The following is a 14,004-nucleotide window of genomic DNA, read 5'->3' as shown; positions in this document are numbered from 1 at the left end:
ATGACTGTTCGGCCCATTGACGTTGATACACTTAACTTAAGCGGGCTAGCAAAAGGTGTATTAGCGTCGATTACCGATATAGATGATTACAACTACCTAGCTCGCGGACTCTCCACATTACCTATCCCATTGCAGGGCCGTATGGCCCGCAAATACATTGACCGATACAACGGTAAAAAAGCTGATAGCAAATACAAAGCTAATGAATGGATGCGCCGCACTATTAAGCGTTTAAAACCTCGCTTTGGTGTGTTGTTCAGGGTTGCTCAAAGTATGCCGCTTCCTTGGCATATTTTGAGCAGTGTTGAAAAGACCAAGGACCACGCAAGGCTTGTTGCAACTGAAGCTATGCAACTGATGATTGATCTTGCTGATAGCAATACTGAATACTCATACAGAGAGTTATTAATAGAGACGCATATAGCTTTAAAGTCCTTCACTAAGCCCCTAGGCGTGAGGGTGCCATTTTCAAACACCAAGTATTCTAAGTTGCCAGATGTATTACTGCAGTCGACTTTGCTCAAGTTAAAGTGCGACAAGTGGTGGGCGCGAAAATTAAAGCTTGTACGCCGCCAGTATTTAGAGCTTTTGGAAATCTCAACGGGTCAGGTCGGAAAAGACTTGTTTTATAACCCGAGAACCAAAAAGAACTCCCGCAAAGGTATCTCTCCTTACTCGAGCAAGTTGGCTCAGCAAGAGTACATTCAATCAGAAAAGTCTGGTTTGGAGTTTTTAAAGTTAATGGAGCTAGAGGGGTCAGATGGAACTGTAATCGATTTAGTTGAAGCCGTTAAGTCGGGTATGGCAAACCCTAAAAACCGTCGTAATGAACTAATGCTTAGGATTCGTGAAACGGAGGAGCTGGCCGACGAAATGGGTTATGTTGGCGTATTTCTTACCCTTACCGCACCATCGCGTTATCACGCAAATAGTCACAAGTGGGCTGGAACCACACCTAAAGATGCACAGGCTTATTTAAACAGGACATGGTCATGTGCACGTTCAAAGCTAAACAGGCGAGGGCTTGATTACTTCGGTGTTCGTGTAGCGGAACCTCACGCAGATGGCACACCGCACTGGCATATGATGCTTTTTATGCCCAAAAAGAAGATGCAAGAAATCATCGCTATTTTGCGTTGGTACTTTATCCAAGAAAACAAATACGAATTATATGAAAGACGTGCAGACCGGACCCGTCAATTCAAGCTATACAAACAAAAGCGCAAAGAGTGGGGGCTAAAGAAGAAGCTAGGTAAAAAGGCGAAGGAGCCAAGCAAATTTTACAAGACGTTTAATCCACGATTTGAAGCTGTCTTGATTGATAAAAGCAAAGGTAGCGCTGCAAGCTATATAGCTAAGTACATCTCAAAAAACATTGATGGATATATGCTACTCGATCATCAAGACGCTGAAACAGGGGAAGGTTTTGCTGAATTTGATGAAAAGGGCAAGATTAAGAAAAACAATATAAACCCTGTTCGAGCGTGGGCGAGTGTTTGGGGTATTCGTCAATTTCAATTTTTAGGTTCACCAAGCGTTACTGTTTATCGTGAATTGCGCCGGTTACGCAATGAATGTGATGACCAGAATATTGAGCCGATCAGGTATGCAGCCAATGAGGGGCACTGGAAGGATTACGTGAAACTGCAAGGCGGCATGTCTGTAGGTAAAGATGCCAATTTCAAACTACTGTATGAGTACACCGAGTTTGGCAACGACTACGGTGAAGTTGTTCAGCGTATAAAGGGTGTTTTGCATGCCGCTAGTGACAGCTCTATCGTCACTAGGTTGGTGGAATGGACCAGACAACTCAAAGGTACGGCAGAGAAAAACGCACGTGCAGACAGCACCTCCGTCGGCGTAGCCGACTATTCTTGGACTAGTGGGAATAACTGTACGCCTTGCACGACAGGGCATAGCGACGAGTTAGTGCTAGATATGCAAGGTTGCAGCGAAAACGAGATCAGAGACATTAAAAATGATCTCTTAGCAGGAAAAAGGATCATGAGAAACGGCTTTATTTACCTAATCAGAGGAGGGCAATTGCTCATTTTAGATAAAAAAGCCCAGGTTAACTCACTTAAACAAGACTACATCAAGCATGTAGCGCATTCACTCGCCCAAAAAGAGGCAGAGCAGCAGCGTTATGAAGCCCAAGAGTCGGCAATTGCAGATTGGGATGTGCTTAATGAAGATCAAATTGACCAGATAAAACGAACTGGCCACGTTGTCGCGGGTCGTCGAGTGTATTATATTGTCGGCAATAAACTTAACTCTTTCAAACGTATAGAGTTAAACGACATGGAGCGGGTAACTACGCCAGCAGCACAAGACGTGCATTGGCAAAAAGCTAGGGAGATTGTAGACCTCGCCTTTACCTATGCTCAATTAGAAGAACGAACGATTCCATCCAACACCATATATGGCCACAACCGAACACTTGGAAAGGGCTTAGACCTGATAGGTGATCTTGAACTTGCCCAACTCGCTGTTGCAGGGGGGGCAAGTACGATTAGCGATAATGACTGGTGGGGGATAGGGATGATGGCATAGTCAGAAACTAGGTAGAGTAAAAGTTTTAAAAATTAATTTAACTATATAAACTATTGAATTATTTTTAAAATATTTTCTTGAGGTATTTTTGAAAATGAGTATTAGAAAGCACCTAAACGAGTTAGTTAATGAATTGGAATTTATTCATTCAGAAGAGTTTTCTTGGGGTGTAGAGCATGGTATTCCCTGTTTTGTTACAGCTATGCCGCAAGGGGGGCAAGTAAACTTTACACCAACTGCTAATGAATGTTTAAGAAAACTAGCGATTGTTATTTTTGAAAACCGTCGCCCGGAACAGCCAAGAATCGAATTGCCAGATTACATTAATCAAGCAAGACAGGCTGTTGCAAACTTATTCGTAGCAGGTGACTTTGATGAATATGTTAGGACTGGTGATAGATCCGTTATTAATAAGCTGAAGCTTGAGACGGAAAATTTGATTTCTAAGTGTGTAAAGGAGTTCACACACTATTTCCCAGCTTGGACTCTGGGAATGGAGTCTGAAAACCCTTTTGTGTTAGGGCCTGTCTCTCTGATCAGTAGAGAAAATTGGATAGATACAGTTGATTTCCCCCAAAAAGGTAAGGATACATATTTGGGGGAAACCGACGCTAATAATAATTGGAAAAATTTGTTGAAAGAGGCATTAAAGAGCCCGAATCATCAAACGGAAATTCTAGGATTGGCTTCTACAGTTTACCATGTGGTAAAAGACTGTCCTTCCTTGATAAAAGTCACCGTCACAGGTTTTGAGAAAGATTACTCTCGAAAACTCGCTCTAATAGTTTCGAAGACTGCGCTTGATTCACTTTCGTTACTCCTTGGTCAACGTTCTTACTTTTTACAGCAAGCCCTTCATGAAGAAAGGTTAGGACCAATTCATACACATCGCCTGGTTGAAACAAACGGAAATCTTTGGCTTCCAGGAGGAGGGTTAAGTGATAGAGTGGGTAGATTACCAAAAGAAAGGCGTGAGAAATTCATTAAGGAGATTGAGTCATTTTTTCCTTCAATTATTTCTATTTTAGAAGGGTTATTAAATCCGGGGAAACATTCACATCCCAAGCTAGTCATGCGTTGGGCCACTGCTTTAGATTGGTTTGGTGAGGCATGTCGTGAGTCGAGTGATTCGGTAGCTATTGCTAAGTTAGGGACCAGCTTAGATGTGCTTTCTAATGGAGGAAAGTTCGGAGGAATCGCAGATATGGTTTCAAACTTACTTGGAATGGATAGGAAAACACATATTATAAAACAGGATAAACCTAAAACGCTAAATGAGTTGATTAAACAAATTTATGATGATGGTCGATCAAAAGTATTACATGGCACTTACTACGATAGATTGGAATCCCTAGAGGCTGAAAGGAAGCATGCCTATCAGATAGCACGTCTTACGTTAATATCTGCTGTTAAATGTTTGTGTGAATACACTGGTGAAGATAATGACAAGGCATTTAGAAAGATGTATCCGATAGAATCTGATTTAGCTTAAGAAGCTTAGTATTACGAAGTAGTTCAAGGTTAGTAATGTATTTTCATGTGCTTAGATGCTTTGGTATATTGCTCTTAACTGACAGTGGTTAAGCTTTTTAAATTAGCTCAATTACTGATTTTCGATTGAAAATCGTCCGGTTAACTGAAAAATTAAGTTAAAGCTGACTCCGGTCAAGCAACTCAATCTGCATTGGCTTCGGCAGGTTCTTCAACACACCCGCAGCCAATCTTGCCACATCACCCCTTGGCGGATTCAAATAGTGTTTGAATGCTAATGATGATACGAATGTTGCCCCGCATTCTTTGACGTTAGTACATGAAACGTATAAGTCCGATACGTTATCAGCGATGTTTTCCCTAGATGTTATTGTCGCCTTACTTCCGCAGTGTGGGCACGTCACTCGCATTGTTACACCTTCATATCTCAATCTGGATACTGTGATTATATACAGTTAACGCCGTGGCGCAAATATCACCGCCAGAACGATCGCAAGAAACCAAAAGGGCGAAAAATTCACTCCTCCTCGCCTTCCGCTTTCGCACAAAAAATTGACGACTTTGACATCGCCGATGACACCAAGGTTTTGTGGCAACCTTTATACATAAGGATCTGCAAGCAATTACGAAAGGATCAGGATGTCAAACTTGTGACATGTTTTGACATGAGAGTGACAAGAAAAGATCCAAAATATTGGAAATTCAACGAAAACTCATTTAAATTTAAATTATTATGACTTAACTCATAACTATTTCATGAGATATTTATTTAAAGGAATGCAAAGCCAAGAGCGGTTCGAACTGCTTTTATCACTGACACGAATTAGCAGTGAGAAAGTAATTTCAGCACTTAGAGATTATTTAGTTCGTGGCATGGATAAGAAAGCTGCTGCAATCACAAACCATGTTGAAATGCCAAACTTTTCAGCAGCGCTCAAAAAACTTGAAGAAAAGGCGGCCGTCGTTGAAATGATCAAAGAGATTGATGGGGTTAAGTAACTCATATTTGACCGAAAAGACAGTGATGAGCGAATAGCGGCCATTGGGTAAATGCTAATCTTAATTAAAACTAACTTCACTGGTTAAGTGAGATTCAATAGTTCTGTCAGCAATATTTATACCGATTAAGAACATCAAAATTCATAGACAATTAAGTTAAAGTGACTTCGTTGTATTTTGTCTAGATATCACACTTCATAGAACTAGCCATTATAACGCACTGTTTACAAGAGACTTTTCTTGTGTGAATATAAGCTGTTAACTCTACAAGGATTACCGATGCTTTATCATTACACTAGCCTTGATGGGCTGCTAGGAATTATTAACTGTAGTAGCGTTTGGGCCAGTCACTGTAAGTATTTGAACGATTCATTAGAATATATTCATGCGCTCAACTTTCCCATTTCGTTATCAAATCATCTTTACATGGATGATGATTACCTATCACCATTTGGCTTTTCGATCAGAAAAGCCTTGGATGAAATGAAACATAATGATGTTTATGTTTCATCTTTCAGTGAAAAACCTGATTTATTAAGTCAATGGAGAGGATATTGTCCGCCTGGGCGAGGTATTTGTATTGGTTTTAGCCGAGATGTTTTAGAAGAGTATTGTCGTGAAAATAACTTTGATTTGAAAAAGTGTGTCTATAGTGAAGCAGAACAAAATTCTGAAATGAAAAAGTTAATACGCAAATGCCAGGCGGAATTCCCAATGCCAACTGCCTCGAGAACTGAATACGATAAATTTGAATCTAACGACAGAGTAAAGCATGAACTAGATTATCGCCAATACGTAATGAATGGTGAAGGTAAAATACTAGCAGATTCCGCATTGAGAAACCTATGTGATTCAATAAACAAGTTAGCACCTTTGTTTAAGGATAACGGTTTTCATGAAGAGTCTGAATGGAGAATTATTGCTGAGAACCCTACTTGTAAGATTAACTTTAGAGCTGGTTCGAGCCACCTCATTCCTTATATAACTTTACCTATTTTACAATTTTCTAAGGATGCTATTAGAGAGGTGATTGTTGGACCTAATCCAAGTAAGCAAAATTGTGTTAGTTCAGTTTCAATGTTACTTGAATCTAATGGGTTTAAAAATGCAAAAGTTAAGCAGTCAAAAATTCCCTTTAAAAGCTGGTAAGTTTAACAAAAGAAAAAGGTGCTGAACGGCCGAGTTTGGCGCATATGAGACTGTCAGGTTTGAATAGTCAATCTGACAGTCTAGGACAAAAATTTTCATATAGACTTATTTACTTCTGAATTTATTGATTGCGCTCAACGGGTCCTTACTAAATCTTTGCCCTAAATTATTCAACCCTTCAAACAAGTGCGGCGCCATATATGCCCCCACGCCTATAAAGCCTGGTCTGGCACTTTCGGCCACGGCCAAATACTCACAAAAACTTGAAACCAAATATGCCGCAAGCAAGGCCATAATGACGTTTATAAGATATCGTCTAAACGTGAATTTGTGTGTGCTTAAATGTAGCTGTATTGCAGCGGCAGCGAGCGCAATGACACCAAACTTTGCTGCATGCTTTAAGCTTTCTAAATCAATCATGCGGCGTCCTTACTTGGGAATAAATCAGAGTATTCGGGTATTGCAAAATCAATATGTAGCTTGGCTGGCAAATAGCGGTTAATGCTAGACATAGTTTGTTGTAGTGGTACTACTTCGTTGTTGTAGTATGCACGGGTAATTTTGTCTAAATCACCAAAGCCTGGTGAATCGCCAGAAGTTTGCCCGCTTAATGCTTCTTGCGCACGATGCATACTCAACATGTCGTTGAGAGTAATTTTCTTGATGCGTTCGAATTCGTCTTTGGTAGAGATATCACCAACAGGGGTGATCTTAATCGACTTTTCCGCGTCGGCTTTGTTGCTGCGAAAGTTGAAAAATAAACTTCTAAAGTTACCAACGCCTTTGCTGTTTTTGATTGCATTTTTTAGTTTGGTTTCATCTTCTGCGCTTAAATTTGGGTCGGCCATGCTAAAGATAAAGCCCATGTGTGCGCCGTTCTTGTAATAGCGGCGCCTAAATAGCGTCGCATCTTCATTTAGCAAAGCACTTTGAATACCTCCGTAATATTCGGGTATGCCATAAATACCTTGGGCTGGGTCATACTCTTTTATATGAATCACTTCTCCAGCATTGAATTTAATTGGCTCGATAGTACGGTTAGTTAATTGTGCATAAACACTACGCTCGGTTGTGTAACGCATGTTCAAAGCGGGTAGGTGCTTGAGTCTGATTATTTGCCCAAACTTATTTTTGATGATTTGAAGATAGGCATTACCAGACCATAAATAGTCATAGGCAAACTTTTTAAATGCGTCGTTACTGATCACAGAGTTTGGTTTAAACCATTTCAGGATCATGTTGCGTTTAAAACCAAGTATTGGCCCATGTTGCGCATTCACTCTAAGTAATTTAACTAAACCCATTAAACTGATAGGCGGCTCATATATGCCATTCATATCAGAAAATACGCCCGTGTAGTCTGTGAGCCGATTATCTAAAACTGGCTCCGGATCACCAAAACTAAACACGTCACTCATACCTGTATAGTTTGGTGCGCTGCCAGATTTAACGCCTTTCATCCTTGGCTTGTTCATTATGCTTCAATTCCTACTGATGTTTGGCGGCCCATCATGTTGCCGTCAAGAGGTTCAAATTTCATGGCATGCATTATTGCCCAAGCAATGTCAGCATGGCCCGTTGTCTCGGTTCGATTAGTTGCGTATGTGATTTGGTCGCCAACTACTTTACGACGAATGTTTATAAATGAGCTGGCAATGTTTACTGCGTCTTTGTCGTATTCAAAGCGGCGGTTTTTAATAACATTTAAGGCCTTAATGACCATTTGGTTTTTAATAATCGGGTTGTAATGAATTGGCTCAGCGTTAGGGAAAAACGCTGTTATCAACTCCCAAACACCGTAACCAATGCCTGTTGTATCAACACCAATATGTTGCACGTTATATTTATGCGTGAGCTCTTCAATTTCACGGGCCATGGCTTCAAAATCATTGCCACTTAAGTCAAGTGTTTCGAGTAGTCTGAACTTTTCACCAGGTTGCATGGGTAAACTTAATACGGCGACACAGGCTTTGTCGCCAAATCGGGCAGGGTCAAAGCCAATCACTACAGGTTTTAAACCAAATGGGCGCTCATATTCTTCGTCAAAGTCATCCCATTTACTTGAGTCACCCACACAGGCCATAAGTTGTTTTAAGTTAAACGCCGAGTGTGCATCGTCGATGAATTTACACATGAACAAGTTGTCGAACTCGTCTTGTGAATATTCGTTTTCGAGTACTGAGATATCAATGCGGTCAAAGCCAGAATTAACGACATCGTGCACGTTAAGCATTTGTCGCCAAATGCCGTCTTCACATAAGCGACCTTTTCTGAGTGCTTTGTGGCTGCAATCAATTGCAAATTCGGGATCGTTACAGGCTTTGGTTTTTCGGTACCACTTACCATTCCAGTGGTCGTATGCTTCGTGGCTAGTTACTGAAGGCGTACTGAAGTAAGTAATGCGTAAATGTTTATGTGTTGCCATTGCCTGAGCAAGGCCACGAAGTGTTTTGTATTTTGGGATCCAAAACACTTCGTCTATGTATAAGTCGCCGCTTTCTGATTGTGCTGTGCGGGCATTGGTAGACTTAAAAATAAGTTTTACAGTTTTACCGCCTTTCAGGTTTAACACCATGGGTGAACCTGTAAGTTCAATATTAAAGTGCTCACGCACCAGTGCGATAATATTGGCTTTGAATACTTCGGCTTGGTCACGCGATGCAGAAATAAAAATCTTATTTCGGCCATTTACCACTGCATCGTAAAATGCTTCAAATGCAAAATAGAATGTGGCACCAATCTGGCGCGGTTTTAATATAAAGCGAGTACGGTGATCTTGATTATCAAACCAGTGCAACTGGTGTGGGTAGAGTAGCTTTTCTTTTAGCTCGTCAAGCATTTCAACCGTTATACCTGAACAGTCGTTATTCTTTTTCTTCTTCTTTTTACTGCGTGTGCTGGTACCGGCTTCGTCGTCGTTAGCGGTGCGTTGTCTAGGTGCTGGTGCAAGTTTGCTTTTATTGAGTGCGCAAAGCTGGCGAGTACAAAACTCTAACTCTTTATAGTCGGTGTCTGTTTTTTCGGGCTTGTCGGTAAGCACATTAATGCGGCGGCTGAATGCCATCTCAGCATTGTAGCTTGGACACATGTCAGACCATTTGCCGTCATCAGCCCAGCGTCGAATACTTCGTGCGCTTGGCATATTTGGCAGCTCTGCTATTTCATCAAACGTGTAGCTATTAACCACATACAAGTCTTGTGCTTGTTTGCGTATTTCTGGCCCGTACTTTGGCTGCATCCTGCGCCCCTAAATCAATCCATGAAAGTGAGTTTAAGGGCTAAAAAGCTTCAATTCTGTAACTTCAATTCCTAGTTATTCCTAAAACGCAAATATAGGAATTTCTAGGAATTAAACAGTTAGAAAATCTTAAAAATCAGGTGCAAACTGCAATCAAGTTGAAGGAACGAATTATTAAAACGAGTAAAATATGTCAGGTCAATTACGCACAATACCCCTTGCTATCGCCGCTGTTGGTTTAACGGTTGATGGTAGAGAAATTGAGGAGCAAGACGTTAATGATATTGTCGAAACGTATAACCCTAATATGTATGGTGCACGCATAAACATTGACCATTATGCGGATTGGTCTGGTTGGAAAGCAGAAGCCCTTTCATCAGTAAAACTTAATGGGGGGATGCTTGGTGATGTGATATCGGTCACTACTGAAAAAAATGAAGACGGAGTCCAAGTACTAAAAGCTGTACTTGCGCCAAACGCCAGTTTCGTATTGTTAAATCAAGCCGACCAGCATGTTTACTTCTCAATTGAAATCGACCGTAATTTTAGGGACACAGGTAAAACTTACTTAACAGGGTTAGCTGTTACTGATTACCCGGCTAGTGCTTATACATCAAGAGCAAAATTTAGCAAAGAGAGTGGCATAGAGAACAAGGATGTTTCGTTTCTTCGTGCTGACCTTGGCTTGTATAGCGAAATTGAAAAGCCATCAAAAAAGCCATTTTTTAAAAATATATTCAACAAGGAAGCTACCATGCCACTAACAGATCAAGATAAAGCAGATATTGGAAAAGCAGTCGCCGACGCTTTAAACCCTTCATTTACTCAGCTTAATACCTCATTAGCTGAATTCAATAAACAAAATCAGCAGGAAGCTAAGGACCAACAGGAAGAAGGTCAGGGTGGAACCCAAAATAAAGAGCTGACGGAGCAGCTCACCCAAATAAGTGAAAAGCTCGATAAAACGGACGAGAAGTTTAATCAGCTTCAAGACAAGTTTGATGAACTTTCAACTGAAGAAGCCGACGACACAACTGATGCCGATGATGAGCCAACAGGTGATGAAGGCAAGTACAGCAACTTACTGTAAGGAAACAGCAATGCGCACGAAAACAACTCAAATATTTACCGCCATATGTGCGGCTCTTGCAACCAATTACGGTGTAGCAAGTGTATCTGAAAACTTTGCTGTAGAGCCTACTATTGAACAAAAGCTTTACGATAAGGTTTATGAATCTGCTGAGTTTTTAACTCGTATTAACCATGCACTAGTTGATGATTTAGTTGGCCAATCGGTGTTTATGTCTGCGGGCTCGGGTGTAACTGGCCGCGCCGGTGTTGATGAAGATGGCAACAATGAACGTCAAACTAAAGACGTGTCTGGCCTAAGCAAGCGTGAATATCGCTGTTACGAAGAAGAAATCGACGTCCATTTATCGTGGGCAAAAATGGATGCCTGGTCAAAGTTTCCAGACTTTCATAATCGTTATCGCAATCATGTTCGCCAACAAAAAGCCCTCGATATTATCAAGATTGGTTGGCACGGCATCAAAGCAGAGCCAATAACTGATTTAGCAAAATACCCAATGATGCAAGACGTTAATATTGGTTGGTTGCAACTTCTTCGCCGCGATGCGCCTGAGCGTGTAGTTAAAGAAGGCGCAGTGACAGGAGAAATTCGTATTGGTGCAGGTGGCGATTACGAAAACCTTGATTGTGCGGTACATGACTTAATTCAAGGTATCCCATTACATAAGCGTGTTGGTTTAGTTGCCATTATTGGTGATGAATTGATTGCCCAAGATAAAGGCAAGCATTACTCCAAAAATGCGCATACACCCAGTGAAAAAACAAAAGTTGAAATGGCGCAGGTGATCAACACTTATGGTGGTTTACCTAGCTTTCAGGTGTCCTTCTTTCCATCACGTGGCATTTTGGTTACCAGTTTTGACAATTTAAGCCATTACATACAGTCGGGCTCTACACGTATGAGCATTGAGAACAATGCCAAGAAAAAACGCGTTGAAGATTATGAGTCACGTAACGCTTGTTATTACGTAGAAGACCTTGAGAAAGCGGTTTATATCGAATCTGACTCGGTAAAAACTGATAAAGCTGAAGACGGTACTTGGTCTTAGTTTTCTTCTTTGAGAATAGTACGAAGGCTGCTTGATTCAGTCGTTCAAGCAGCAATTTATAGAGAGTGTTTTTAAATGAGCCTAGTTAAGAAAGCATTAGCCAAATCAAAAGGCGGAGTACCTAAAAGCGCAATGGATGCGCAGGCACCAAGCAAGGTGAAACGCAGCAATGAAAAGCAAACTGAGTACGCGTTTTTTAAAGCGGCAATAAGTTCTGACTTGGCTCAGCTAAAAACATTCACTGATATTGCAGACAAAGCGGATTACAAATCGGCGGCCTTGGAACGCAATGACTATATGGGTTACATAAATCAGTATCGAATGAGCGGTGGCAACCATCCAAACATCGTACTTTCATGGGTGTTTATCTGGTTGGTTGACTTGAAGCGCTGGACGCAGGCAATCGAATTATTGCCGCTGTTAATCGAGCAACAACAGCCGCTGCCTACACGTTTTAATACTAAGCACTGGCCAACTTTTTTAATTGATCAGCTGTATGACGAAGTGAACTGGCACCTACAAAACAATAAAAGTGATGGATACAAAGACATGGCATTTTGCCTGTACCAGGTGATCCACCTATTGCGCCGCCAGGACTGGGCAGGACAAGAAATCGCAGGCGGTAAATTATATGCAATTGCTTGCAAGCTGGAGGTCGCCAGAGATAACACTGGTAATGCTGTGTGCTTTGGTGAACAGGCACAGAAGATAAATAGGGATGCTGGAGTAAAAACTTTGGTCGCAAAATTACAGAAAAAGCTCCAACGCCAGTGAGCAACTTAGCTTAATCAGTTAACGGAATACGAATAGCTGCTTAAGACTAAGTGGCGCTCACACTAATAAAGGAGGGCAATATGAATTTATCAAACATGCCAGTGGCCGATCAGCATCAGCACAACGTTGTGGTGCCTGGTAACGGATATTATCCCGATTTGGAAACTGCATTCTTTATTAAGCGCTATGCGATCCCCTCTGAATTTGCGAACGATGAAAAAACGTTGGTTAGCATTCTCAAAGAGTCACAGGCCGAAGTTAACAACGAACTAAAAGAAGCTGTTTTAACTAATGGTACACCGCTCAATGAGCAACAAATTCTATTTTACAGAACAGCAGTTTATGCATTAGCTAAATCCAAAAGTTTGATATCAAAACTAAGTACTACGCATCGAGATAGAGCCAATGCACAAAATGAACTAGCGTCAGATAATTTTGAGTTTTGGCACGATGAATATCGCAATCAAATCAACTTACTTCGAGCGCTAAGTCCAAGCTTATCGGTGGAATTGATATGAGCATGAGTAAGTTAGATAAGCTTAAGCGATTTTTAATTGATGCCAATTACAAGGGGCATAAGTTAGCTTTACCCGAACAGTTTGAAGCGCGAATAGAAGAGGGGGTTATTAGCCCAGCGAGTAAGCAAATAAACGGCAATGGTTTACTAGCTGCAAGACTTTATTACTCTTCAATCATTTCAATTGATCCTTGTTATGCGCCAGTTGAGTTGGTGAGTGCCTATGTGAGTTTCTGGCTTCAAAACAACGCAGAAGGTGATGATTCAGAAAGTGCAGAGTTTAATTGCTCAATTAACGATGACAACTCAAATGAAATTGAAATTGTAATCGGTACTTTTGAGGAAGAATTAGAACTTATAGAAGTTGCCAATGGCCCTTTTGAACTTGGTGGAAAAAGTTATGACTTTGGCGAACAAAGCACTTGGATTGCAGAGAAGTTTACTTTAGCCGGTGAAGTTGACCGTGCTTAATATCAAGCTCGATACCAATGACGCATTAGTTCAACTTGAAGCGCTTTCATTACCGGAAAAAAAGCGCAGAGCCATATTGAGAGATATGGGACGAAAGTCACGAAGTTTGGCGATAGATAGAGTGAAAGAAGGTAAGAACCGTGATGGTAGAAAGTGGAAGCAACCCAAGAAAAAAGCGATCTTCAAAAAGATAAACCAAAAAAAGCGGACGTATATAAAAACAAGTGGTTCTCATGCGGTTATTGGATATAAATCTGGCGGGAAAGGTTATGCAGGGGCAATCGCGAAAGCACATGCTAAAGGGTTAGAGGAAAAGTTTACTGTTGAACAATCCATAAAAAATCTAAAAAAGAAAAGTTTGCCAGCGTACGGCTCGAAGGCAACCAGAGCACAAGCAAAGCGTTTGATTAGTTTGGGTTACAAAATGTGGGACAAAGATAAAAAGGCCTACAGAAAAGTGAGTCAAACAAAAATTATGAGCAAACTCACCTTTGGACAAGCAGGCTTAATCATTAATTTGCTCAAAGAAGAAGAGAAAGAACGTAAGAAAACCCAGTGGACCATTAAGCGTCCAGTTCGTGAATTGTTAGGAAATACAGTGAACGAGCAAAATAAAATTCGTACAACTGAGCTTGAACGGAAAATGTATTTAAAGCAGAAAAGTTAATTTAACA

At 40.9% G+C, this 14,004-nt stretch carries 14 protein-coding genes; 10 read left to right on the top strand and 4 right to left on the bottom strand.

Annotated elements, in window-relative coordinates; genetic code table 11:
• Both QNM18_RS09280 and QNM18_RS09275 read left to right on the top strand, forming a co-directional pair.
• Positions 1–2,553: a replication endonuclease gene (locus QNM18_RS09280; protein WP_284136987.1), complete on the top strand. Its 2,553-nt coding sequence runs from the start codon at positions 1–3 to the stop codon at positions 2,551–2,553.
• A gap of 94 nt (positions 2,554–2,647) precedes the next feature.
• On the top strand, positions 2,648–4,045 hold the full coding sequence (locus QNM18_RS09275) for a HEPN domain-containing protein (RefSeq protein ID WP_284136986.1): 1,398 nt from the start codon (positions 2,648–2,650) through the stop codon (positions 4,043–4,045).
• A gap of 157 nt (positions 4,046–4,202) precedes the next feature.
• Here the strand turns inward: QNM18_RS09275 and QNM18_RS09270 are convergent, their stop codons facing one another.
• The gene (locus QNM18_RS09270; protein WP_284136985.1) at positions 4,203–4,454 is read right to left on the bottom strand and encodes an Ogr/Delta-like zinc finger protein; all 252 of its coding nucleotides are present in this window, start codon (positions 4,452–4,454) and stop codon (positions 4,203–4,205) included.
• Positions 4,455–4,800: 346 nt separating this feature from the next.
• Here QNM18_RS09270 and QNM18_RS09265 point away from each other — a divergent pair, with 346 nt between their 5' ends.
• Positions 4,801–5,043 carry a PapB/FocB family fimbrial expression transcriptional regulator gene (locus QNM18_RS09265; RefSeq protein WP_284136984.1) on the top strand — a complete coding sequence of 81 codons (243 nt, stop codon included), beginning with the start codon at positions 4,801–4,803 and terminating at the stop codon, positions 5,041–5,043.
• Between the two features lie 426 nt (positions 5,044–5,469).
• On the top strand, positions 5,470–6,192 hold the full coding sequence (locus QNM18_RS09260) for a DUF2971 domain-containing protein (protein ID WP_284136983.1): 723 nt from the start codon (positions 5,470–5,472) through the stop codon (positions 6,190–6,192).
• A gap of 105 nt (positions 6,193–6,297) precedes the next feature.
• Here QNM18_RS09260 and QNM18_RS09255 read toward each other — a convergent pair whose 3' ends face one another.
• The 3 genes from QNM18_RS09255 to QNM18_RS09245 are packed head-to-tail and all read right to left on the bottom strand — an operon-like array spanning position 6,298 to position 9,430.
• On the bottom strand, positions 6,298–6,612 hold the full coding sequence (locus QNM18_RS09255) for a phage holin family protein (RefSeq protein WP_284136982.1): 315 nt from the start codon (positions 6,610–6,612) through the stop codon (positions 6,298–6,300).
• Entirely contained in the window at positions 6,609–7,667 is a 1,059-nt protein-coding gene (locus QNM18_RS09250; protein ID WP_284136981.1) for a phage portal protein, read from the bottom strand. Before QNM18_RS09250 ends, QNM18_RS09255 begins: the two co-directional genes overlap by 4 nt.
• Positions 7,667–9,430 carry a terminase large subunit domain-containing protein gene (locus QNM18_RS09245; protein WP_284136980.1) on the bottom strand — a complete coding sequence of 588 codons (1,764 nt, stop codon included), beginning with the start codon at positions 9,428–9,430 and terminating at the stop codon, positions 7,667–7,669. The genes QNM18_RS09250 and QNM18_RS09245 overlap by 1 nt, the downstream gene beginning before the upstream one ends.
• Positions 9,431–9,620: 190 nt before the next feature.
• Here QNM18_RS09245 and QNM18_RS09240 point away from each other — a divergent pair, with 190 nt between their 5' ends.
• The 6 genes from QNM18_RS09240 to QNM18_RS09215 all read left to right on the top strand — a co-directional run bounded on the left by QNM18_RS09240 (position 9,621) and on the right by QNM18_RS09215 (position 13,997).
• Positions 9,621–10,520 carry a GPO family capsid scaffolding protein gene (locus tag QNM18_RS09240; RefSeq protein ID WP_284136979.1) on the top strand — a complete coding sequence of 300 codons (900 nt, stop codon included), beginning with the start codon at positions 9,621–9,623 and terminating at the stop codon, positions 10,518–10,520.
• Between the two features lie 10 nt (positions 10,521–10,530).
• Positions 10,531–11,568 carry a phage major capsid protein, P2 family gene (locus QNM18_RS09235; protein ID WP_284136978.1) on the top strand — a complete coding sequence of 346 codons (1,038 nt, stop codon included), beginning with the start codon at positions 10,531–10,533 and terminating at the stop codon, positions 11,566–11,568.
• Positions 11,569–11,643: 75 nt separating this feature from the next.
• Entirely contained in the window at positions 11,644–12,342 is a 699-nt protein-coding gene (gene gpM, locus QNM18_RS09230; RefSeq protein WP_284136977.1) for a phage terminase small subunit, read from the top strand.
• A gap of 80 nt (positions 12,343–12,422) precedes the next feature.
• Positions 12,423–12,860: a phage head protein gene (locus QNM18_RS09225; protein ID WP_284136976.1), complete on the top strand. Its 438-nt coding sequence runs from the start codon at positions 12,423–12,425 to the stop codon at positions 12,858–12,860.
• Complete coding sequence (locus tag QNM18_RS09220; RefSeq protein ID WP_284136975.1) at positions 12,857–13,330, top strand: phage tail protein; 474 nt, start codon at positions 12,857–12,859, stop codon at positions 13,328–13,330. The genes QNM18_RS09225 and QNM18_RS09220 overlap by 4 nt, the downstream gene beginning before the upstream one ends.
• 121 nt (positions 13,331–13,451) lie before the next feature.
• Positions 13,452–13,997, top strand: coding sequence for a hypothetical protein (locus QNM18_RS09215; protein ID WP_284136974.1), 546 nt, complete (start codon positions 13,452–13,454; stop codon positions 13,995–13,997).
• Positions 13,998–14,004 lie beyond the last annotated feature (7 nt).

It is taken from the genome of Pseudoalteromonas obscura, from assembly GCF_030135505.1.
In the GTDB taxonomy this organism is placed as follows: domain Bacteria; phylum Pseudomonadota; class Gammaproteobacteria; order Enterobacterales; family Alteromonadaceae; genus Pseudoalteromonas; species Pseudoalteromonas obscura.
This window is presented reverse-complemented; position numbering and strand designations above follow the sequence as displayed.

Bases quoted from the DNA above. Each gene is read 5' to 3' on its own strand.
- QNM18_RS09280 (WP_284136987.1), top strand. From the start codon at position 1: ATGACTGTTCGGCCCATTGACGTTGATACACTTAACTTAAGCGGGCTA.
- QNM18_RS09275 (WP_284136986.1), top strand. From the start codon at position 2,648: ATGAGTATTAGAAAGCACCTAAACGAGTTAGTTAATGAATTGGAATTT.
- QNM18_RS09270 (WP_284136985.1), bottom strand. From the start codon at position 4,454: ATGCGAGTGACGTGCCCACACTGCGGAAGTAAGGCGACAATAACATCT.
- QNM18_RS09265 (WP_284136984.1), top strand. From the start codon at position 4,801: ATGAGATATTTATTTAAAGGAATGCAAAGCCAAGAGCGGTTCGAACTG.
- QNM18_RS09260 (WP_284136983.1), top strand. From the start codon at position 5,470: ATGGATGATGATTACCTATCACCATTTGGCTTTTCGATCAGAAAAGCC.
- QNM18_RS09255 (WP_284136982.1), bottom strand. From the start codon at position 6,612: ATGATTGATTTAGAAAGCTTAAAGCATGCAGCAAAGTTTGGTGTCATT.
- QNM18_RS09250 (WP_284136981.1), bottom strand. From the start codon at position 7,667: ATGAACAAGCCAAGGATGAAAGGCGTTAAATCTGGCAGCGCACCAAAC.
- QNM18_RS09245 (WP_284136980.1), bottom strand. From the start codon at position 9,430: ATGCAGCCAAAGTACGGGCCAGAAATACGCAAACAAGCACAAGACTTG.
- QNM18_RS09240 (WP_284136979.1), top strand. From the start codon at position 9,621: ATGTCAGGTCAATTACGCACAATACCCCTTGCTATCGCCGCTGTTGGT.
- QNM18_RS09235 (WP_284136978.1), top strand. From the start codon at position 10,531: ATGCGCACGAAAACAACTCAAATATTTACCGCCATATGTGCGGCTCTT.
- gpM (WP_284136977.1), top strand. From the start codon at position 11,644: ATGAGCCTAGTTAAGAAAGCATTAGCCAAATCAAAAGGCGGAGTACCT.
- QNM18_RS09225 (WP_284136976.1), top strand. From the start codon at position 12,423: ATGAATTTATCAAACATGCCAGTGGCCGATCAGCATCAGCACAACGTT.
- QNM18_RS09220 (WP_284136975.1), top strand. From the start codon at position 12,857: ATGAGCATGAGTAAGTTAGATAAGCTTAAGCGATTTTTAATTGATGCC.